Genomic DNA, 22,461 nt, shown 5'->3' with positions numbered 1-22,461 from the left:
GCTAATTAAAGACAATTATGATAGCATGCTAAAACCCTTTGTCCCAACTGACGTTCGCATGCATAATCAATTTTTTTTGAACCAGGTTACCAATTCGAAAAAAGGGGTCAAGCGTTTTATGAGCTCAATTCTATTATTTAATAAACCTTTTGGTGTAGTCAGCCAATTCACTGGCGCAAATAAGGAAGAAACATTGGCTAGTTACATTCAAATGCCAAATTTTTATGCAGCAGGTCGCCTGGATAAAAACAGCGAAGGGTTGCTGCTATTGACCAATGATGGCAAACTGCAGCATCGTTTAAGTCATCCTCGTTTTGACAAAAAGAAATATTATTGGGTTCAAGTGGAAGGAATTCCAGCCAACGAAGATTTAGCACCGCTGAGAAAAGGATTAGTGATTTCAGGGATAACTTTTCTACCCGCAACTGTTTCGATCATTGAAGAGCCACCACTTTGGCCAAGAGTGCCTCCTGTGCGTTTTCGCAAATCCGTGCCAACCAGCTGGCTTGAGATCATTTTAAGAGAAGGGAAAAACCACCAAATTCGCAGAATGACTGCGGCCATTGGTTTTCCAACACTACGTCTAATACGTCATCGCATTGCTGATTGGTCTTTAGGGGATTTAAAACCCGGAGAATACACGCTAGTTAATCACCCAACCTAGGCATTTTACTTCCTAAAGTGTCATCGGCTATTAATCGCATCCAAGGCCATAACAAAACACTTATGGCTGTGCTGCCTAATAACATAAGAAAACCATAGTAATAACCAAGCGATGCATCAACCATTACAATGAGCGTTTGATACAATAAACAAAAAAATCCTACCAGCGCCATTTGTTGCCCCATCGAAAACAAGCGGAATCGCCTCGCTTTACTGCTGGCAAGCCAGGTCACTAATGACAGCGCAAACGCATGTTCCCCAAGAACAGTCGAGAGTAAAACATCAAGCGCCAAACCAATAATAAGTAAAATAGCAATATTGAAATAATCGGGCAAAAAAAATTGCCAGTATAAAATAAGAATCAAAACCCATGGCGGCCTAAGACCTAGAAGAACTTCTGGCAATGGCAAAATGGTTAGAGCAAGAGCGATAATAACTGCCGCAAATAAACGTAAACTCACAAAATTCATGCGGTTGCTCCTATTGCATTCATTCGCTCATTGATCTGCGCTGTTAATTCCTCTTGCTCCTTATCAGGCCAAATGAGAAGAACCAACCGATTTCGATTCAGTAATGCGACAGGGCTAACATCGACTTTAATGAACGCTTCCCCAGGAATGCTTCTGACATTGTCAACTCGACCCACCGGATAACCTTCCGGGTAGAGCCGTCCAAGCCCAGAGGTAACGAGTAAGTCTCCTTTCTCAATGGATGAGGTTCGTGGTAAATTTACTAATGAGAGCTGACTCATATTATTAGTTCCCACCAGAATAGCCCGCTCGCCCGTGCGATTATTTCGTACTGGAACAGCACTTTTTGAATCGGATATAAGTAATACGGTGCTTGTCATATATCCCACATCAATAATCTGCCCCATGACTCCTTTTGCATCCAGCACAGGCTGACCCGTATACACACCGTCACGCTTTCCCTTATTCAAAACGACTAATTGGCGAGAGATACTCGTATCGACAGCTAAAATTTGTGCTGCCATTGCCCGCATGTTTGCCTTGGTTGAGGTAAGCAATAACTCCCTGAGTTGGGAATTTTCCTCTTTAATGACTAGGAGTTTTTGTAATTCGGCCTCGAGTAAGGTTTGTTGATAACGCAACTGCATGTTCTCATTGATGAGCGCTTTTTTTGCACTGACTAGCGATTGAATCCAACCAATAACTCGTACAGGATAATCCACCGTGTATTGCAAAGGAGAAACAAGTAAAGCAAAGCCGCTACGCACGCTATCTAAATATCGATAGTGATAGTCTGAAAACATGAGCGAGACTGACAGCATGGTGGCAAACACAAAACCAAATGATCTATGCTTGCCTTTGGTGAAAAGTCTGCTTTTAGGGTTATTCTGTTGAGAGGAAATCACCGCCACGTAGATCCATTGTTTCCAAGGCTTTACCACCACCACGAGCAACGCAAGTTAATGGGTCTTCTGCAACTAACACCGGTAGCCCTGTTTCCTCCATTAATAGAGTATCCATATTTTTCAGGAGGGCGCCACCGCCGGTTAACACCATACCACGTTCTGCAATATCCGCTGCTAATTCAGGCGGTGCCAATTCCAAAGCAGCTCTCACTGCGCCTACTATCCCTGACAATGGCTCTTGCAGGGCTTCCAAAATTTCCGCGCTAGTCAATGTAAAGCTACGCGGCACTCCTTCGGCAAGATTTCTACCTCTGACTTCAATCTCAAAAAGATCCCTGCTCGGGAAGGCAGAACCAATCTCATGCTTGATACGTTCTGCGGTGGTTTCACCGATTAGCGTTCCATAATTTCGCCGTACATAAGAAACAATCGCATCGTCAAATTTATCACCACCAATTCGCACTGATTGATGATAGACAATACCGCTGAGGGAAATAATAGCCACTTCGGTAGTCCCACCACCAATGTCGACAACCATGGAACCACTTGCTTCCTCCACTGGCATGCCCGATCCTAGTGCTGCCGCCATAGGTTCTTCAATGAGAAATACCTCGCGTGCCCCTGCTCCCATCGCTGATTCACGAATCGCACGTCTTTCAACCTGGGTCGATCCACAAGGCACACAAACCAGCACTCGAGGACTTGGTCGTAGGAATCGATTTTCATGAACTTTATGAATAAAATGTTGCAACATTTTTTCGGTAACAAAGAAATCGGCTATTACGCCGTCTTTCATTGGTCGAATAGCATTAATGTTACCGGGTGTCCTTCCAAGCATGCGCTTGGCTTCAAGACCAACTGCTGCTACTCGTTTTTGACCTGATTCATTGCGTAAAGCAACAACAGAAGGTTCATTTAAGACTATCCCTTTATCTCGTACGTAAATCAATGTGTTGGCCGTTCCCAAATCGATCGATAAATCATTCGAAAAAACGCCCCGCAATTTCCTGAACATGAGCCTCATTACCTCGTTCTTTTTTTGGCGAACACTTTAACCTATATTGAAATAAAAATCGACATATCTTATGAAAGAATTATTCGAATAAAAATATAAATAGACCTTAGCTATCCTCATGAAAAATTTAATTGTTGAATGCGATCGATTGATACCGCGCATTAAAGCACGGTATTGAGAAGAAAAATTAGAGAAGATATGGAATTAATTCACTGTGAACGCTTCTTGCAGTTCATTAAGATGATTCTTAACAAACTGATTACCCAAACCAGGCACTTTAGCTAGCTCTTCTAAGGATTTAAAACTGCCATGTTCAGTACGGTATTTCACAATTGCCTCAGCCCTTTTTTGGCCAATTCCTTTGACGACCTTGGTTAAAGCATGACTATCTGCTTTATTCAATTCAATTTTTACAGTGGATTTTTGAATGGGTATTGCTGGGAGCTTACTGGATTGTTCGCTAGCAGCGTGTACGGGAAGATAGCTAATAGATAACGACAACAAAACAGCAAATAAATTTGCTTTCATTTAAATCTCCTTTTTGTTTGGACTCGTGTGGTTTTTCAAGCCACGTTTGCTACCCCCTTCTATCGGAAGGGGCAGCAAAGTATTGCAATATTTTTTTTACCTGTCGAGGTCTATTTGCTCAAAATGTTGATTTAGAATATAGGCAACACAGCATGTTAATTTTTCTACCATTTCTAAGTGTAAAAATTCGTTTGGCCCGTGAGCATTTGAATGCGGACCCAGCACCCCGGTGATTACAAATTGGGCTTGAGGAAATTTTTCCCCCAGCATAGCCATAAAGGGGATAGTTCCTCCTTCCCCCATATAAACAGCCGATTTCTGGTAAAAGGTCATTGAAGCATTTTCCACTGCCTTTGCTAGCCAATCAGCTAAAGGTGGGGCATTCCATCCTCCCGCAACATTATCAATACGAAAATTCACTTTGGCCTGATAAGGTGGATTTGCAGTTAAGGCTTTTTGCATCGCCTCTGCCGCTTTTTGTGGTGAAACCAACGGCGGCAGGCGCATTGACAATTTCAATGAAGTTTTGGGTCTTAATACATTTCCTGCATCCGCAAGTGCCGGGAGTCCTTCTGCACCAGTCACGGCTAAAGCAGGACGCCAGGTTCGATTTAAAATTAACTGTGTTTTGTCTTTAGTGACGGGTTCTACACCTGCGTGCAACGGAAATCCGCTATACACTTCCTCTCCTAAAACAGATGCACACCTTTCGGCCTGCCTTATTCGCTCTTTAGGGATATCGCAATGCAGTTCCGGTAGTTTAATCTCACCTTTTATCTCATCTTCAATCCGGCTTATCACTTGTTTTGCGACGCGAAAGCTATCAGCCACAATGCCACTGCCATACCCAGAATGCACCGCTTCATTGAGCAATTCAATCGTTAATTCGCCAACGATATTCCCTCGTAACGAAGTAGTCATCCATAATTGTTCGTAATTGCCCGCCCCTGAATCCAAGCAAATGACTAACGAGGGCTCACCAATTCTGTCTTTTAATGCATCAATATAATAAGGTAAATCGTAACTTCCGCTTTCTTCACACGCTTCAATAATTAAAACACAGCGAGCATGAGCTAATTTTTGTTCCTGCAACGCGCGTATTGCTGTTATCGACGCATAGGCCGCATAGCCATCATCAGCCGCACCACGACCGTAAAGACGGCCTTCTTTCATAACCGGATTCCAGGGCCCTAAATCTTCATGCCAACCAGTCATTTCCGGTTGTTTATCAAGATGCCCATAAAGCAATACGGTTTGCTCCGTTTTTCCGGGTATTTCAATGAATAATAAAGGCGTCCGGTTAGGTAGCCGTATAATTTCCAGCTTCATATTGTCCGGGTTCTGTTTCTCACACCAATCAGCGACATGGTTAACTGCTCGCTCCATATAGCCATGCTCTTGCCAATTTTTATCAAAATGGGGGGATTTATTGGGAATTTTTATGTAATCACATAAGCTGGGTAGAATGGTTTCCTTCCATTCACGACTGATGTAATCATATAGCTTTTGGGGATTCAACATGCATCTGCTCCTTGATCAGGGCTATGATTTTTAGGGTTGCTGATTCAATATTTAATGCTTGGATTCTTTGGACGATTTCCTCTTTTTGTTGATAAGTATCATTAATAGCTTTAAGGAAATTTTCCGCGGTGAGTGTGTCTTCATCCAAAACCTGACTGATGCCCTGTTGTTTAAAATAACGTGCATTTTGGATTTGGTCACCGCGACTGGCATGCAAAGGTAAGGGAATAAAAAGGTGTGGTTTTTGTAGGGCTAGGATTTCATACACGGAATTTGCTCCTGCCCGAGAAACCACGACATCACTTGCAGCAAACAAATCAGCTAACTCTTTACTTGCATATTCCAACTGGCAATAATCTGCATGATGAAGTAAAGAGGCATCCAATTTACCCTTTCCGCATAAATGAATAATCTGATATTGCTTAACCAATGCGGGCAATGCATTTCTGACGATTGAATTTAATTTCAACGAACCTTGACTTCCTCCCATCACAAGCAAACAGGGCTTATCTTTGGTAAAACCACACCAGGTTAAACCTGCTCCCTTAGAACCATGAAATAATTCTGGGCGAATAGGAGTTCCGGTGACTTCCACTTTATCTGGGTTTTTAAAATGCTGCTTTGCTGCCGCAAATGTCACACAAATTTTATCAACGAAAGGAAAACTAAGACGATTAGCTAATCCTGGACTCATGTCCGATTCATGAGCAATGATGGGAATACGATTTAACCAGGCTGCAAAAACAACTGGAAAAGCAACGAATCCGCCTTTTGAAAAAACCACATCTGCTTTAAGCTTGCGCATAAGACGATAAGCTTGACCAATACCAAGACAAATTTTAAAGGGATCTAAAAAATTCTGCCAACTGAAATAACGTCTCAATTTCCCACTACTAATGCCATGAAAAGGCACTTGTAAAGCAGTAACTATTCCTTTTTCTACCCCTTCATTTGAGCCAATGTAGTCGACCTGCCAACCTTCATGTTGTAATGCTTCGATTAATGGTAAATTAGGCGTGACATGACCTGCAGTACCGCCGCCAGTAAAAATAATTCGTGGGTTCATTGAATATTCCTAACTAATAAACTTAAATCAATCGCTTGAATCGATTTCGTGATTGCCCCAGTTGAAATATAGTCTACTCCTGTTTGCGCAATGGCCGCGATAGTGGATAAATTAATTCCACCCGAAGCTTCTAACTTACAACCATAAGGTTGATTAATTTTTACTGCGGCTTCAATCATTTCTTTCGAAAAATTGTCGAGTAAAATGCGATCGGGCTTTGCGTTTAATGCTTCATGCAATTCTTCAAGGGTTTCCACCTCGACTTCAATCAATAAATTATTTTTCAATGATTTTGCTAATTCGATTGCTTTACTAATTGATCCACATGCCTTAATGTGGTTTTCCTTAATTAGAAAAGCATCATATAAACCCATGCGATGATTAATACCTCCAGCACAAGCCACTGCGTATTTTTGCGCCAGTCGTAAGCCAGGTAATGTTTTACGGGTATCCAATAACCGGGTGTGCGTTCCTTTCAGCGCTTGCACATAGTGATAAGTTTGTGTAGCTGTTGCTGATAATGTTTGCAGAAAATTCAAGGCACTGCGCTCAGCAGTTAATATCGAGGCCGCAGGGCCTTTAATGCGGCATAGGGTTGCAGGATTAGCCAACCATTCACCCTCCTTCACTCGCCAATCCAATTGGATAGCTGAATTGATTTCCGCAAAAACCGCTTCAACCCAAGGACAACCACAAACTAACATTGGTTCGCGAGAAATAATTTCTGCGTCAACCATCAATGAGACTGGTAACAGTGCTGCACTTACATCGCCCGCACCAACGTCTTCCTGCAACGCGCGTCTTACATCCGTTAGAATATCCGCTTGCTTAATGTTCATTTTTTAATTATTTTTTTATCATTAGTCATGTAACGCGCTTTTAAAAGAGGCGGCGCTATAAAAGTCGTGACAATGACCATAAGTATAATGGCTGAAAAGAGTTGATCCGAAATTACCCCTAACGTCCGACCGATAGAAGCGAAAACCAAACCTACTTCCCCTCGTGGCAACATACCAATTCCTATTAACCATCGATCATCTTTTTTGCTTCCGCCCAAGCCACTGATTAATTTCCCAAGGATTGCCGCAGCGATTAATCCACTCGCCATCAACAACACTTGCCAATCCCCAAAAGCCTCCAGCTTGACTTGAATACCAATTAGCATAAAAAATAAAGGCGCCAGTATGGATTCGAGTGGGGTAATCAGATTGCCTATGCTTTGGGAATTTCCCCTGGATTTTTCTGAATCGAAGAAATCATCGTGTAAAATCAACCCTGCAGCAAAAGCTCCGATAATAGTTGCTAAGTGAAAAACAGTGGCTAACCAAGCCAATGTCATGACGAAAATAAACGCAATAAATAATTTAAGCTCCCATAATTCCAGGAACCGAAAAAACAGTACCGCCTTACGTACAATCCAAGGACCAATCAGTAATGCACCCGCAAAAAACGCGATAGCTGAAATAATAATTTGCGTGACCATCATCACATCAACCACACCACTAAGCACTATCGAGCTGACTATCGCCAAGATAATCAGACCTAAAATATCGTCTATCATTGCCGCGCCTAAAATTGTTTTTGCTTCACGAGTACGCAATTTTTTCATTTCCGAAAGTACACGTGCTGTAATACCAATACTGGTTGCCGATAAGGTCGCGGCTACAAAAAGATGCGATTTATAACTGGCTCCAGGTGATAGCATATAAGCCACTAAAAATCCCAAAAGAATAGGTGCGGCTACGCCAATTATCGCTACCTGAACTGACTCTCGTCCTGTATGCTTTAATTCCTCAATAGAGCTTTCAAGACCTACCTTAAAAAGCAAAAAGATAACCCCATACTGAGAAAAAATATCCAGAATATAAGCGATTTTGATTAAATCGACGCCATTGTTATGACTAAGAGCATTAGCAACCTGGTGAGCATAGTAAGAATTGGGAATACTTGCATCAATGGCCTGAGTCAGCGAAACGCCATTTAGCATGCTCTTCATGATATTAAAAACAGCGGAGCCTTCACGGAGAACAACAATAAGGTGAGAACCCAGTAAGTAAAAAAGATTTCCTACCAACACCCCCATTAATAACTCACCTAGTACGGCCGGTTGCTTATAGCGTTGAGCAATGTACCGACCTATCAGAGCGCATAAAAAAATAAAGGTCACCCACAAAATCACTGGGGCAATGGGATCATGGTGCTCCATGACTGCGTCATTTGCAAAAGCAATGGCAGGAAGATATCCTGCCAAGAAAAGTCCTATTTTTTGAACGCAAACACCTAACATTCACTTTTGCTCAGCTAGAAATAAGCAGGTTTCTAGCACAGAATCGGGGTTTAAGGATACACTATCGATGCCCTCTTTCATCAACCATTGCGCGAAATCCTGATGATCAGAGGGCCCTTGACCGCAAATACCGACGTATTTTCCTGCTTTTTTACACGTTGAAATGGCCATATGCAACAAAGCCTTAACGGCCGCATCTCGCTCATCAAACTGAGAAGCAATCAATCCTGAATCTCTGTCTAAACCAAGGGTGAGTTGAGTTAGATCGTTTGATCCAATCGAAAACCCATCGAAATGCTCTAAAAATTCGCTGGCAAGTAACGCATTCGAGGGGAGCTCACACATCATGATGATCCGCAACTCTTCTTTCCCGCGTTCAAGCCCCTGTTTTTTGAGTACCTTAATCACTTCTTCTGCTTCAGAAACCGTTCTAACGAAAGGAATCATTACTTCGACATTTTTAAGCCCCATCTCTTCACGAACACGGCGAACTGCTTGACATTCTAAAGCAAAGCAGTCTGCGAAGCTTTCGGACACATAACGTGAGGCACCACGGAAACCTAGCATGGGATTTTCTTCGTGGGGTTCATACAACTGACCACCGACTAAATTAGCATATTCATTGGATTTAAAATCGGAAAGCCTGACAATGACCGGTTTTGGATAAAATGCAGCCGCAATGGTCGCAATACCCTCTTTTAACCGTTCAATATAAAACTCAACAGGCGAGGCATAAGCAGCTGTTTTATCAGCAATAAATTGTTTTAATTGCTTATCTTGCAAATGCTCAAACTCCAATAAAGCTTTTGGATGAATGCCTATGGTATTTGAAATTAAAAATTCAAGACGTGCTAAGCCAACTCCCGCATTAGGAACTGACTGGAATGCGAACGCGCGTTCGGGATTTCCTACGTTAAGCATGACTTTCAGTGGTAATTCAGGCATTGTGCTTACATCAAGACTAACGCGTTCAAAAGGCAGTAATCCTTGGTAAACATAACCAATATCCCCTTCTGCACAACAAACCGTTACTTCGTCTCCATCTTGGATGTTTCGTGTGGCATCACCACACCCCACAACAGCAGGGATTCCTAATTCACGTGCGATAATGGCCGCATGACAAGTTCTCCCACCTCGATTCGTTACGATCGCTGCAGCACGCTTCATGACCGGTTCCCAATCGGGATCCGTCATATCAGACACTAATACGTCGCCCGGCTCAACGCGATGCATTTCGCTAATGTCATTAATAATTCGCGCGCGTCCTTGGCCAATCCGCTGACCAATACTTCGCCCTTCGCTTAAAATCTGGCCTTGTTTTTTCAGTGTGTAACGCTCTAGAATTTGCTTATTCGCTCGGCTTTTTACGGTTTCGGGTCGAGCTTGTAAAATGTAAAGCTTGCCGTCTTTACCATCTTTAGCCCATTCAATATCCATGGGCTTACCATAATGCCCTTCAATAATGAGCGCTTGTTTAGCCAAAAGCTCAACTTCTTCATTCGTCAACGAAAATTGCAATCGTTCTGCAGGAGACACTTCTTCGGTTTTTACTCTACTTGTATCGCAATACACCATTTTTACTGCTTTTGTGCCTAAATTTCGCCGAATGACTGCTGGCTTTCCTGCTTTTAAACCTGGTTTATGCACATAAAATTCATCAGGATTTACAGCCCCTTGAACCACCATTTCACCTAAACCATACGAGGAAGTAATAAAAACAACTTGATCAAAACCCGATTCAGTATCCATGGTAAACATCACACCGCTTCCTGCTAAATCACTGCGAATCATTTGTTGAATACCCGCTGATAAAGCAACATCGTTATGAGCAAAACCATGATGAGCCCGATACGTAATTGCGCGATCATTAAACAATGAAGCAAAGACGTACTTAATAGTAGTTAAAATATCGTCTATCCCACGCACATTTAAAAAGGTTTCCTGTTGTCCTGCAAAAGAAGCCTCTGGTAAATCTTCCGCTGTCGCTGAAGAGCGGACTGCCACACTAAACTCATTATGCCCAATTGCCTTAGCAAGATGCTCGTAAGATTCCCGAACCGCTTTTTCAAAGCTTGAAGAAAAGGGCGCCTTAATAATCATCTCACGAATGGTTTTGCCCACTGAAGTTAATGCAGACAAATCATCGGAATCTAATGTATTGAGCAAATTATAAATTTTTTTATCAAGGCCATCATTAGCCAAAAACTCCCTAAAAGAATCGGCAGTCGTTGCAAAACCCATTGGCACTAACACGCCTGCAGAAGATAAATGGCTAATCATCTCTCCCAAAGAGGCATTTTTACCTCCAACTTGCTCTAGATCCTTCATACCCAAGTTCCGCAAATCAATTGTATGTGCGCTGACAGCCATAAATTACCCTCTAATCCTTAAAAAATGACATTCATTCTACTGAAATTACTAAGGGATGTGAATTAATAACTTTCTTTAAAAAACACTTTATCGTACTTGCAATCCACATTGACTCTCGCTAGATTGATACCCATTTGTATTCTTACCTATTTCATTTAATTATATGCAACAACCTAGCAAGATCTCTGTCATTGCTCCAATGTACAATGAAGAAGCGATCATCGAAATCTATCTTCAAGAAACAATTCATGTTTTGGAGACCCACTTTCAGCATTACGAATTAATACTTATCGATGATGGTTCAACGGATCATACCCTGGCGCGCTGTACTCCTTACATTAAAGCCAATAAAAATATTCGTTTAATTTCCTTTTCGAGAAATTATGGTCATGAAATTGCATCGACGGCAGGCTTTGATTATGCCGTGGGCGACTACGTTATTTTAATGGACTCTGATCTGCAACACCCGCCGGAATTGATTCCTGCAATGGTGAGAAAAGCGCAGGAAGGCTATGATGTCGTTTGCGCTTCACGCAGTAATCGCGAGCACGAAACACGATTCAAACAGTTCGCTGCAAAACTGTTTTATCGGTTTACTCGAAAGATGACTGGCTTTGATATGCAAGGGGACACAGGGAATTTCCGCCTTTTAAAACGAAAAGTCGTCGAGTCGTTAAAAAAAATGAAAGAAAGCAATCGTCATTTGATCATGATGTTTGCTTACGTGGGCTTTAAAACAGCAAATATCCCCTACTATTGTCCACCACGAGCTGCTGGAAAATCAAAATACAGTTTGCGTCAACTGATTAATTTAGCGTTGGACTCCGTTATCTCCTTTTCCGCTCGTCCGTTACGCACGATGTCGTTCGTATCTATTTTTATTAGTGCCGTGATGATGCTTTACGCAGGTTTTATTTTGATGGAAAAATTGTTTACTCATCAACATTTGGCTGACGGTGTGGCTTCCATTATTTTTTTGACTTCAGGACTATTTTCAGTTTTATTTTTATTCTTAGCGATTATTTCCGAATACATTAGTCGAATACTGGTTGAAACAAAAAATAGGCCTTTGTACTACATTAAACAAGAAATAACCTACGAGACACTTCAAGACCTTAACGCGTGTGATGTTAAGGTTTTTCATGAATAGAGAAATTATTCTCTGTGCTGACGATTACGCACAAAATGAACCAATCAGTGAAGGCATTTTATTGTTGGCTCAAAATCAACGCATCAATGCTATCAGCTGCTTAGTCAATTTGCCCTATTGGGAAAAAGCGCATACTGCGTTGAAACGGATAAAGCACGATCTCTTCATTGGCCTGCATGTGAATTTGAGTTTCGGCAGGGCGTTAAGTGCTGCCTGGGAGGAAAAATATACTTCTCATTTTGGAAGTTTTTTTTCGCTTATTCAGCAAAGTTATTTTCGTCATTTAGACAGAGAATGCGTGGAAGCTGAAATTAATGCTCAACTTAATGTTTTTATTGACGCCACGGGTATGCCTCCCGATTTCATTGATGGGCATCAACACATTCATCAACTCCCCATTATTCGCGATGCCTTCATTTCTGTTTATAAACAAAGAAATTTAACTGCATTTTGTCGCAACACCAGTAACGATTGGAAAGATTTATTTAGCCTTCCTTTTCCCAAGCGCCAAGCAATTGCTTTACTGGGTGGTCTTGGATTAAAAAAGCGACTAAAAAAGCACGCTATTTTAAGGAATACGAGCTTTGCCGGTATTTATGATTTTGCAGCAGCAAAAAATTATCGCGCTTACTTCAAGCAATTTTTAAAGCAAAGTGATGCAGGTGGGCTTATCATGTGCCACCCGGGGAAGCGCTCTACTGATCCGGATGACCCTTTACATCGCTTTCGCCATTATGAGCTGAGTTATTTGATGAGTGATGCTTTTTTAAGTGATTTACACGAGCAACAATGTCGCTTGCAGCGTAAATTATTGTTGTGAATTTTTAAACGTCATTAACGCGTAGTCCCAAAGGTTTTTAAATTAAATGACTGAGACAAATCAAATCAAATTGAGTATAAATTTCTATCGCAAAGCGGTATTGGCTTTGTTATTTATTTTGTTGTGTCGATTGGTAGCGATGTATTTCGTGCCATTGATGGATACGACCGAATCCCGTTACAGTGAAATCGCTCGCGAAATGCTTCGCTCACATAATTGGATCACTCTTTATCATCACTATGGCACGCCTTTTTTGGCAAAGCCGCCTCTTTCCACCTGGTTAACAGCCTTTTCTTTTCAGTTATTTGGCCTCAATGCGCTAGCGGCAAGGCTACCAAGTTTACTATTGTCTCTCGGTCTATTAGGACTAATTTGGTCTTTAGCAAAAAAGCGAAATGGCCAAGCTGTGGCAACCATAACTATACTGTTTCTTTCCAGTTGTTTGTATTTTTATCTCAATGCCGGTGCGACAATGACTGATGCCTCGCTCATTTTTTGTACCACATTGAGTATGGTGTCCTTCTGGCATAGCATGTCCAGCCATTCAAAAATTTGGTCCTACCTTTTTTTTGTCGCCTTAGGTTTAGGTCTATTAGCAAAAGGTCCCGTGGCAACAGTCCTTACCGCAATGCCGGTTTTTTCTTGGGTGTTATTACGTCATCAATGGAAAGCGCTTTGGGTTAATCTACCCTGGATCACAGGAAGCCTAATTACCCTCGCGATTGCTTTACCCTGGTATATTTTGGCTGAAATTCGCACTCCGGGTTTTCTGAATTACTTTATTATCGGAGAGCATTTTCTGCGATTTTATGTGCCTGAGTGGAAAGGGAATATGTATGGGTATTCTCATGCAAAACCCTATGGCGCAATTTGGATTTATGGGCTAATTGGACTTTTTCCATGGTCGGTAGCCGCTGGTCTTTGGTTGCTTCATCACGGCAAAAAATTACCCTCGCTTTTACGCGAAGAAGATCAGGGATGGCTCCTTTATCTTCTCCTTTGGGCTTATTTACCCTTAATTTTTTTTACTTTCTCAAAGAATATTATCTACACTTACGCATTTTCCAGTTTACCAGCCTTTGCCCTGTTATTTGCTGAACTGTGGAAACGAACAGGAATAACGGAACGCAACGCAACCAGCATTCTTTATTTAACCAGTTTTATTGGGCTCTCTTTTCTCGTAGCAACCACTGTCATAGCGCTTAATCCTGACAAAATGGCCAAATCACAAAAAATGGTCGTCTCTTTATGGAAAAAGCAAAACCCTCCACCTCACTCCAAACTCATTTATTGGGCTACACGCCTCGAGTATTCGGCGCAATTTTATTCAGATGGAAAAGCACTTTCTACACGAAATCTCTATTATTTAGCCTTTTTGCTTGCTTCTAATCCAAACAGTTATTTAGTGATTAATGCGCCTGAATTGCCACAAATTCCTCCCAATCTACTTGCCAAATTTAAGCAAGTGGCTGAAACACGATTCTTAAATTGTCAGCTTCTCCTGCTGTACAATCAAGAAAAGGTCGAATTATCAGGCTTGGGTTTATGGCGATAGTCCAAATGTTGGTCGCAACAAACTAGTCCATTATATTTCAATAAACGAGCTATTAAGCACTAATGAATCATCCTTATGTGACAACAACGGGCGCTATAAAGCAATCCGCAGCGTTACTTAAAAGCGCAGTGGCTTCGTTTTCGGTAATGACTTTGAAATGTGCACTTACATTGGTCATCCACACTGACAGAGTAGCTGATGTGGAAAAAATTTTTCTCAGAGCGCAAAGAAGCGAGAAAGCAAGTTGCTTTGCCCAACTTGCTTGCTCTTTTAATTCAGCATTTGGCTCAATGAGTTGCTCACGAATCGTAGTTTTTAGGCGTTGACTAAATGCAGCATCATCAGGGGCTATGGATGAGAAATCTTGTGAATAATAGTGCTTAACATCCATTTGCAACTTCGTAATGAGGTTCTGCACAATCATACTTTTCGTTGATGATTTACGCGCCTCAGTTTTTAGACCTTGCTGCCAGTACCTCTGTGAATCCTTTTGAAATCGAATAACTAATTGCTCTTGCTGACTAAGAAACGCATTAATCGCTTTTTTTTGTGTATCCATCTGCTGACTGATTGTTTCTAAAGTAGCAACTGTTGCAACAAAATCTTCTTCTACGGTAGCAGAATACTCATCCTTTTTGAGTAGCTCAAGAAATTGCTGGCGGACTTTTTGATAAAGTTGAGGCAGCTGATAAATTGTTTCAAATACCGGTAACCAGGATAGTAAATTTTTATCCATCATCAATTGCAAGGCATCAAAAACAAAGCTATCTTCCGTTAAAGCGGAATATTTGGTAAATAGTCGAGCGTTTTGATGTTCAAACTCCGCGGCTTTACTAAAAAAGGAGAGCGCTGATTTTTTCTGGTTTTGCTGGAGGCATAATAGTCCTATCTGATAATAGGTTTCAGCGTCCTTTATGTGCGGGATTACCCGCTGAACCACGCTATTTTCACCAATCAGTGTAGGATGTTGCTGCAATAACGATAGTAAATAAGTATCGGTGAGGTGCGCAGTAATTTCAGCAAAACTTAAAAAACTCAACAAATGAGCAGCAATTGTGCTGTTTTTAAGAGCCAGTTGAAGAAACATTTGCCCATGATTTTTTCTAATTTCCTCATCATTTAGCACCAAAGAGAAGTTCTCAATCATGGTTTGCTCTTGTAAAACCTGGGAACCTATTTCGTCCATTGGCAAATCAAGATTAAAAAACTCTCTGAGCATATTGATGGAAAGTCTTTTTGCTGATGCAAATCCTCTTGCCGCTGCGGTTAAATAATAAGGCAACGCGTTTTTATAACGCTCAGCTAAATTTTGAGGGCTACGTAGTAGAGCACTTTCGCTTTCAGAATTATCAAACTGCTGCAATTGTTCAATAAGTTGTCTATCCGCAGTGGCTGTTAATGCCAAATTGCCCATTCTTAATAAATCATCCTCACTGCGCAGCAAATCCGGGATATTAAGCAGCGCGGTTAAAGCAAGTTGCGATTCATTACACTGCTCAAGGCAGTGGCTTAAAGAATGGTAGATTGGAATTTTCTCAACATCATTAAATTGCGGTAATTCGGTTAGGAAAACCATTGCCTCAAGATAAAATGCGCCTACCAGCTCACTACAAAAATCATCTTTTAAATTGCCCAAACAGCGGGTTATATGCTCGGCAAGCGGATTAATCTCAGCCAATTGCAAAGAGGCGCGAGCAAGAGCTCGCCAAGCCCTAGCTTCCTCCATCTTTCCTTGACGAACATATACCTCAGCTACTTTTATTTGGTTAATGCTATTTGGAGTGGCTTGAACCATTTCTACAAAGGGCGGTAAAGCATCCCCGTGCCCAAGGACTGCTGCGCGATAATAATAATCACCGGCCAACTCTAAACTCTCTCGGGTATTTTGTCGCTGATAAATTTTTGCCATTTGGTAAAGATTTTCTCGATGCTCTTCCTTTTGTAAGCTCGCTGTAGCTCGTTTATGCAGGCGCATGCCGGCTGGATTTTTAGAAGCTATATCGATTAATGCATAGCTGCGTAGGCGCTTTAGCGGTTCTTCATCCGCGAGGTCAATCTTAAGACCGTATTGCACGGTTAAATCATAGAGATGCTTTCCACTAAGCTTTGCTAATAGTTTAGGTTTAGCAAGAATAAGTTGACAAACCTCAATCCAAGTAGCAGCCATAGTATAGAAATCATCTTCATGAAAAAAATATGCTGCTGTAATTGCCTTATCGTCAAGCGTAAGGGCAATTTCTTTGTGGCTAAGATACAACTCGCGTCGATGGTAACCAAGAACTTTTTCTAATTCGTTATCGGATAAGATAGCCTGAGCTATCGCAAACGATTTTTTAGCCAAGGTCTTTAATTCGTTGCCGCGCAAATTGGCTGTACGGCAATGGTTTTGCAACTCAGAAACAGTGACAAAATTACCCTTTGTTGCTACTGTCAAAAGCTGCTCATAAGCATTCAACATTGTTGCTACTGATTGATTGCTATTGAGTGCTATGGTTATTTGTGAGTTTTGTTCATAGTGCAACCGCAACCGATGCCATTCTTTACCACTCACAGAGTGACTGAGCTCTTCATTGGTTAAAAGCAGCAGGCATGCCTCAGAATATTTGCGTGCCAGAGTAAAAATAGCGGAATAAGAAATAACTGTTGACATCCCTAAGCTATCCTGTGCACAAGACAGCCATAATGCTTTATTTCTAACAAAATTAACTGCAATTTCTTTGTGCTTTAAAGCAATACGAAAAAGTTCTAAGAATGTCAATGAGTTATATAGTTTTGGCGATTCGAAAATCAATCTTGCGACAATTAGCTTTTCTTTAGCCAAATCTACTAACAGCTGATGAGTTGGTTCCGCCTCGTAAAAAAGGGTTGCGAATTTCGCAGTATCCATTACGAGAGTATCAGCAGCTTCATCTAAATAAGCATGCAATTCTCGATAAGCATTATAGCGTGCACTTACTTTTTCGTTATTCTCAAATGCTGTTTGCACAACCTGATCATCAGCGTATTGTGTACGTAACTCAAGAAGTTGTTGGATGTTAAGGCGACTGGATAATTGACTATCTTGCAATACAAGCTGGCAAATTATTGAGTGTTTTTTTGCTAAAACCCACAAACCATATTCATCGTTTGCGCTAAAGGGGTAGAAAGCAGGCTCAGGCTCCCTCAACTGTTTTTTAAGAAAAATCTCAGCGATTTCTTCGTATTTTTCTGCCAAATCTAAAAACTTAAAATAACCTAAAATCTCCAATAACTCGGGAGTTTCTACAATGGTTTTTGCCAGAGTTAAGTCTTTGTGAGCTAATTCAAATAATTCGTTCTTAGTAGGATTCGCACCGATAACTACTTCGCCAAAACGATATGTTTTTACTACCATTAAAGCGTTATTCGAAGCAGATGATTCATTTTCTTCAACGATTTCAAAAGCATCTACTTCCTCTGCATCCCTTAGCTCTTTATCATATCTTTTGCGCTTTTCAGGATCGCTTAAGATACCATAAGCAGTAGCAATGTTCTGAAATTGCTCCGTGTTGCAGTGTTTCCTGGGTTTTTATCGGGATGAAATTTTAACGCTAACTTTCTATAGGCAGCCTTGATCGTTTCTAAAGGAGAATCCTCTTCGACACCAAGCGTTTCGTAATGGTTTTTTTCTGGCATGATAATATAAATGGAAGGCTAATTTTCCAATAATTCAAATAAACCCTCATTGTACAACAATAATCATGGAAGTGAATAAAGGAGTTTCTGTGGAATAACCCCAAAGTATTTAGTCGCTTATTGTTAACTTGGTTAATGCGGTTTGAACCTTTCTTTCACGCCGCCGCTCTTGCCATGTTTGCAGTAAGACATAAAATGCCGGAACAAAAACGACAGCAAGGCACGTTGAGGCAATCATACCGCTGCAGACAGCTATTCCAATGGAATGCCGTGCGTTAGCCCCAGCACCCGTTGCAAATACTAGAGGCAACACGCCCATGATGAAGGCAAAGGAAGTCATAAGAATGGGACGAAAGCGAGTTTTTGCGCCTAGCACCGCCGCTTCTAAAATAGTTTTGTTATGAATGAGTCTTTGCTCACGCGCAACCTCAACGATTAAAATCGCGTTTTTTGCAGCCAAGGCTATCAGCAATAAAATACCGATTTGAGTATAAATGTTATTAGCAAGTCCCAACAGTGAAAGCGCCGATACCGTACCGATTAATGCCAGTGGGACACTGAGGAGAATGGCGAAAGGAGTAACCCAGTTTTCATATTGACCCGCCAAGATGAGATAAACCAAAACAAGCGATAACATAAAGATATATTGGCTTATATTTCCAGCCACTTTCTCTTGATAAGCAGTACTCGTCCATTCATAAGAAATACCAGGTGGTAAAAACGTTTTTGCCAATTGCTCCAAGGATTGAATGGCCTGTCCAGTACTGTAGCCCGATGCAGCCGCGCCATTGATGAGGCTGGAAGGATAAAGATTGTACAACGAAATAATTGCAGGACCCAATGCGGAATGAATATCGGTAAGCGTCCCTAAAGGCACCATTTCCCCTCCTTTATTCCTCACGTAAAAATTGCGTACGTCATTAATCGTCATCCGTGAAGGCGCATCGGCCTGCACATAAACCTGAAACACTTGGCCGAATTTAGTAAAAAGATTGACGTAAGAGGAGCCTAAATAAGTTTGTAACGTATCAAACGCATCACCCAATGTGACTCCTAAAGTTTCTGCCTTAGTTCGGTTAATGGGTGCCGACACTTGCGGTACTGAAGCACGAAAAGTGGTCATAAGCTTTTGTAAGTCAGGTTGTCTATTGCCTAGTGACACCATTTGATCTGTCACATCCTGCAATTTACGATAGTCAAAACTGCCATCTTGTAATTCAACTTGCATTTGAAAGCCTCCTGACAATCCTAATCCCTGTATGGGCGGAGGAACGATGACAGACACCTTCGCATCAAGTGTTTTTGCTGCTATTTCATTGAGCTTTGCATAGAGATCTTTTAGACTTTCTCCTTTGCCTCTTGCACTCCAATCTTTGAACATGACGTACACAATTCCAGCATTTGCGAGAGCCGCATTATTATCTAATAGTGAAACCCCACCGATCGTAATTGTATCGCGAACACCAGCCACTTCAGCGACTTTTTTACTTAATTCATTGGTAACCGCCTCAGTACGTCCTAAGGTAGCACTATCAGGTAACATCACATTCAAGATCAAATACCCTTGATCTTCGATGGGAATAAAACCGGTGGGGATTCGGCTTAAACCAAAAATAGCAAGCGCAATAAGCACTACACCAAGTAGACAGACAGGGCCACTGTGATGCACAAGACGGTCAATAAAAGCGATGTATTTTGCTTCAATTGGATTGTAAACGCGATCGAAAGCACGAAATACCCTATTTTTCTTTTTATTGGGGTCTACTGGCTTGAGCCATAACGCACATTGAGTGGGTTTTAACGTCATGGCATTGATAGCACTGATGAACGCAGTGGCCGCAATGACTAAGGCAAATTGAGCATACATTGCGCCCGTTAACCCAGGCATAAACCCTGCCGGCATAAAAACAGCCATCAACATCAAGGTAATACCCATAATAGGCCCAAAAAGCTCTTTCATGGCTTCAATTGCTGATTGTTTGGGCGAAGTACCACGTTCGATGTGTTGTGAAACCCCCTCAACAATGACAATGGCGTCATCCACCACAATACCGATGGCAAGCACTAACGCGAATAATGTGAGTAGATTAATGCTAAACCCTAAAGCTAGCATCGCTATAAATGAGCCCACAATAGTGATAGGTACCGTTGTTGCAGGGACCATGGTAGCGCGAAAATTTTGCAAAAAGACAAGGATAACAATCAATACCAAAATTCCTGCCTCAAACAGCGTCTTGTACACTTCATCCACAGAAGCCTTAACAAAAGCAGTCGTATCAAACGGTATGTCATATTGGAGACCAGGGGGAAATTTTTTGGCCATTTTAGCCACTGCTTTGCGGACTTCTTCAGCGACTTGGAGCGCATTAGCAGTGGGCAGCTGATAGATTCCAATTGCTGCGGCAGGCTTATCATTGAATTTAGAAAGCGTACTGTAACTGGAGGAACCTAATTCCACACGACCGACATCTCGAATGCGCACAACTTGTGCACTCGTACTGACATTGGCCTTTTGATTAGGCATTGTCGACACTGTTTTGACGATAATATCTTCAAATTCTTCGGGATCAGCAAGTTGGCCTGGCACATTGACTGTTAGTTGATAGGATTGATTTCCCACTGCTGGAGGGGAAGCAATTTGACCGGCCGAAATTTCCTTATTTTGATGGCTAATGGCTTGGAGCACATCGCTCGGATTTAAGCCAAACGCATACATTTTTTTCGGGTCAAGCCAGATGCGCATTGCATAAGAACCTGAGCCAAAAATGTTGACATTACCCACTCCAGGTAAGCGCTCTAGCTCATTTTGCATGTTGATGGTTGCGTAATTATTAAGGAATAATCCATCGTATTCGCCATGTTTTGCGGTTAAGGTGATGAATTGTAGAATCGCTGTGGATTGCTGCTTCACCAAAACCCCTTGCTGCTGCACTGCCATTGGCAATTGCGCCATTGCTGCTTGGACACGATTTTGCACGAGCATTTGGGCAAAATTAAGATCCGTCCCAATGGCAAAAGTCACAATCAAAGTATATGAGCCGCTATTCGTGCTGGTAGACTGCATGTAAAGCATATTTTCTACACCGTTGACTTGCTGCTCAATAGGAAGTGCTACCGTTTTAATCAAGGTTTTGGCATCTGCACCGGGATAACTTGTTGTCACTTGAATAGTCGGCGGTACAATAGCAGGATACTGCGAAATGGGTAAAACGTAGATTGCAACCGCTCCCAGCAATAGGAAAAACAGCGCAATCACATTCGCCAGTACAGGACGTTCAATAAAAAATTCTGAAATCATTGTTGTTTATTCCCGTTCGAAACCCGTTTAACCCGATTACCAGGCACCGCGTTTTGTATGCCAGAAATAATCACGTTGTCTTGCGCATCAAGCCCTTTAGTAATGGCACGAACCCCTTGTTCTACCGTTCCTAGTTGTACCCGCTTTAATTTGACAATGTTATCTTGATCAACTGTCAACACATAGGGTCCAATTTGGTCGTACTGCACAGAGGTATCCGGAATGGTCAATTGCCGTGTCGGTTTAGTGACAGGAATACGTACTTGCACGAAAAGTCCCGGAAGCAGGCTGTAATCTTTGTTTGATAAAAGCGCACGAAACTCCATGGTTCCCGTTGATGCATTGAGGCCGGTGTTAACAAAATTAAGCTTTCCTTGATGCTTAAAACCAGTTTCGCTTTGCATTTTTACTTCAACAGGTACTTCATTAATTTTCCCTGGGTTAAAGGTATTATTACGTATTGCCTCACGAATTTTAATTAAATCCAGCTCATTAAGATTAAAATAAGCATAGATGGGATCAATTTGCTCAAGGGTGGCCAAATCAGTAGCAGCCCCATTACCCACTAAATTTCCCGGATCGACTAAATGGCGACCGATACGTCCATCAAAAGGGGCAAGCACATGAGTATAGCTATAATTAATTGCCGCGACCGCAGCATTAGCAACTGCTTTATCAATTTCGGCTTTGTATTCAACCGTCTTAGCGTACCATTTTTCCACATTATCCAGTGACGTTGCATGTTGTTTATACATGCGTTGCTGGCGATCATATTCGGCCTTGGCATACTCATAAGAGGCTTTTTGCACGACGACAGAAGCTTGGGCCTCTTTCAGTTGTTCAAGATAAGGTTGAGGCTCTATGATAAAAAGCTCTTTACCTTTTTTGATAAATGTCCCATCCGTGAACTCCACTGCCTCCAAATACCCTTTAATGCGTGCCACCAGATCCACTGAATTATAAGCCACGAGGGTCCCTGTCTGAGTCACGTACTCCCTCACATTGTTCATTAGCGGTTTTTGGGCGATCACCTCTGGAGGAGGCATCTCTTGGATGGGTTTAGTTGAGCGATGAGTCATGAGCCAAAAAAGAAAAGCAATAACTAGCCCTATAATAGCGATGTATAGTAATTTTGACGATCGATTTGAATTCATACTCA

17 protein-coding genes are annotated in these 22,461 nt (G+C 41.7%); 4 read left to right on the top strand and 13 right to left on the bottom strand.

Annotated elements, in window-relative coordinates:
- Window positions 1–118: 118 nt before the first annotated feature.
- Window positions 119–664: a pseudouridine synthase gene (locus B5D33_RS07590; protein WP_058451087.1), complete on the top strand. Its 546-nt coding sequence runs from the start codon at window positions 119–121 to the stop codon at window positions 662–664.
- Here the strand turns inward: B5D33_RS07590 and mreD are convergent.
- The 9 genes from mreD to ppsA all read right to left on the bottom strand — a co-directional run bounded on the left by mreD (window position 648) and on the right by ppsA (window position 10,825).
- Complete coding sequence (mreD, locus tag B5D33_RS07585) at window positions 648–1,133, bottom strand: rod shape-determining protein MreD (RefSeq protein WP_058451061.1); 486 nt, start codon at window positions 1,131–1,133, stop codon at window positions 648–650. The genes B5D33_RS07590 and mreD overlap by 17 nt on opposite strands.
- Window positions 1,130–2,038: a rod shape-determining protein MreC gene (gene mreC / locus B5D33_RS07580; protein ID WP_058451060.1), complete on the bottom strand. Its 909-nt coding sequence runs from the start codon at window positions 2,036–2,038 to the stop codon at window positions 1,130–1,132. Before mreC ends, mreD begins: the two co-directional genes overlap by 4 nt.
- A complete protein-coding gene (locus B5D33_RS07575) occupies window positions 2,016–3,053 on the bottom strand; it encodes a rod shape-determining protein (RefSeq protein WP_025385468.1) in 1,038 nt (345 codons plus the stop codon). The genes mreC and B5D33_RS07575 overlap by 23 nt, the downstream gene beginning before the upstream one ends.
- Before the next feature lie 204 nt (window positions 3,054–3,257).
- On the bottom strand, window positions 3,258–3,581 hold the full coding sequence (locus B5D33_RS07570) for a ComEA family DNA-binding protein (protein WP_058451059.1): 324 nt from the start codon (window positions 3,579–3,581) through the stop codon (window positions 3,258–3,260).
- 96 nt (window positions 3,582–3,677) lie between these two features.
- On the bottom strand, window positions 3,678–5,102 hold the full coding sequence (locus tag B5D33_RS07565; protein WP_058451058.1) for a M20 family metallopeptidase: 1,425 nt from the start codon (window positions 5,100–5,102) through the stop codon (window positions 3,678–3,680).
- Complete coding sequence (locus B5D33_RS07560) at window positions 5,077–6,168, bottom strand: undecaprenyldiphospho-muramoylpentapeptide beta-N-acetylglucosaminyltransferase (RefSeq protein ID WP_058451057.1); 1,092 nt, start codon at window positions 6,166–6,168, stop codon at window positions 5,077–5,079. Before B5D33_RS07560 ends, B5D33_RS07565 begins: the two co-directional genes overlap by 26 nt.
- Window positions 6,165–7,007, bottom strand: coding sequence for a carboxylating nicotinate-nucleotide diphosphorylase (gene nadC, locus B5D33_RS07555; protein ID WP_058451056.1), 843 nt, complete (start codon window positions 7,005–7,007; stop codon window positions 6,165–6,167). The genes B5D33_RS07560 and nadC overlap by 4 nt, the downstream gene beginning before the upstream one ends.
- Window positions 7,004–8,455, bottom strand: coding sequence for a cation:proton antiporter (locus B5D33_RS07550; RefSeq protein WP_058451055.1), 1,452 nt, complete (start codon window positions 8,453–8,455; stop codon window positions 7,004–7,006). The genes nadC and B5D33_RS07550 overlap by 4 nt, the downstream gene beginning before the upstream one ends.
- Window positions 8,456–10,825, bottom strand: a complete 2,370-nt coding sequence (ppsA, locus tag B5D33_RS07545; RefSeq protein ID WP_058451054.1) for a phosphoenolpyruvate synthase — start codon at window positions 10,823–10,825, stop codon at window positions 8,456–8,458. It lies immediately after the preceding gene.
- 163 nt (window positions 10,826–10,988) lie between these two features.
- On the opposite strand from ppsA, the gene B5D33_RS07540 reads away from it, so the two are divergent.
- From B5D33_RS07540 to B5D33_RS07530, 3 genes are read left to right on the top strand one after another with little or no spacing between them, the layout of a single operon-like run.
- Complete coding sequence (locus tag B5D33_RS07540) at window positions 10,989–11,975, top strand: glycosyltransferase family 2 protein (protein ID WP_065239968.1); 987 nt, start codon at window positions 10,989–10,991, stop codon at window positions 11,973–11,975.
- Window positions 11,968–12,795, top strand: a complete 828-nt coding sequence (locus B5D33_RS07535) for a ChbG/HpnK family deacetylase (RefSeq protein ID WP_058451052.1) — start codon at window positions 11,968–11,970, stop codon at window positions 12,793–12,795. The genes B5D33_RS07540 and B5D33_RS07535 overlap by 8 nt, the downstream gene beginning before the upstream one ends.
- Window positions 12,796–12,841: 46 nt before the next feature.
- Window positions 12,842–14,350, top strand: coding sequence for an ArnT family glycosyltransferase (locus B5D33_RS07530; RefSeq protein WP_058451051.1), 1,509 nt, complete (start codon window positions 12,842–12,844; stop codon window positions 14,348–14,350).
- 73 nt (window positions 14,351–14,423) lie between these two features.
- On the opposite strand, the gene B5D33_RS07525 is transcribed toward B5D33_RS07530, so the two are convergent.
- From B5D33_RS07525 to B5D33_RS07510, 4 genes are all read right to left on the bottom strand, one after another.
- Complete coding sequence (locus B5D33_RS07525) at window positions 14,424–17,723, bottom strand: hypothetical protein (protein WP_058451050.1); 3,300 nt, start codon at window positions 17,721–17,723, stop codon at window positions 14,424–14,426.
- A 110-nt stretch (window positions 17,724–17,833) separates the two neighbouring features.
- A complete protein-coding gene (locus B5D33_RS07520) occupies window positions 17,834–18,004 on the bottom strand; it encodes a J domain-containing protein (protein WP_078767376.1) in 171 nt (56 codons plus the stop codon).
- Window positions 18,005–18,113: 109 nt separating this feature from the next.
- Window positions 18,114–21,302 carry an efflux RND transporter permease subunit gene (locus B5D33_RS07515; RefSeq protein ID WP_058451049.1) on the bottom strand — a complete coding sequence of 1,063 codons (3,189 nt, stop codon included), beginning with the start codon at window positions 21,300–21,302 and terminating at the stop codon, window positions 18,114–18,116.
- Complete coding sequence (locus B5D33_RS07510) at window positions 21,299–22,456, bottom strand: efflux RND transporter periplasmic adaptor subunit (protein ID WP_115304978.1); 1,158 nt, start codon at window positions 22,454–22,456, stop codon at window positions 21,299–21,301. The genes B5D33_RS07515 and B5D33_RS07510 overlap by 4 nt, the downstream gene beginning before the upstream one ends.
- Window positions 22,457–22,461: the final 5 nt, after the last annotated feature.

The organism is Legionella maceachernii, from assembly GCF_900167045.1.
GTDB classification, from domain to species: Bacteria; Pseudomonadota; Gammaproteobacteria; order Legionellales; family Legionellaceae; genus Tatlockia; species Tatlockia maceachernii.
Note: the sequence above shows the minus strand (reverse complement) of the source record. Positions and strands in the feature narration are given on the sequence as shown.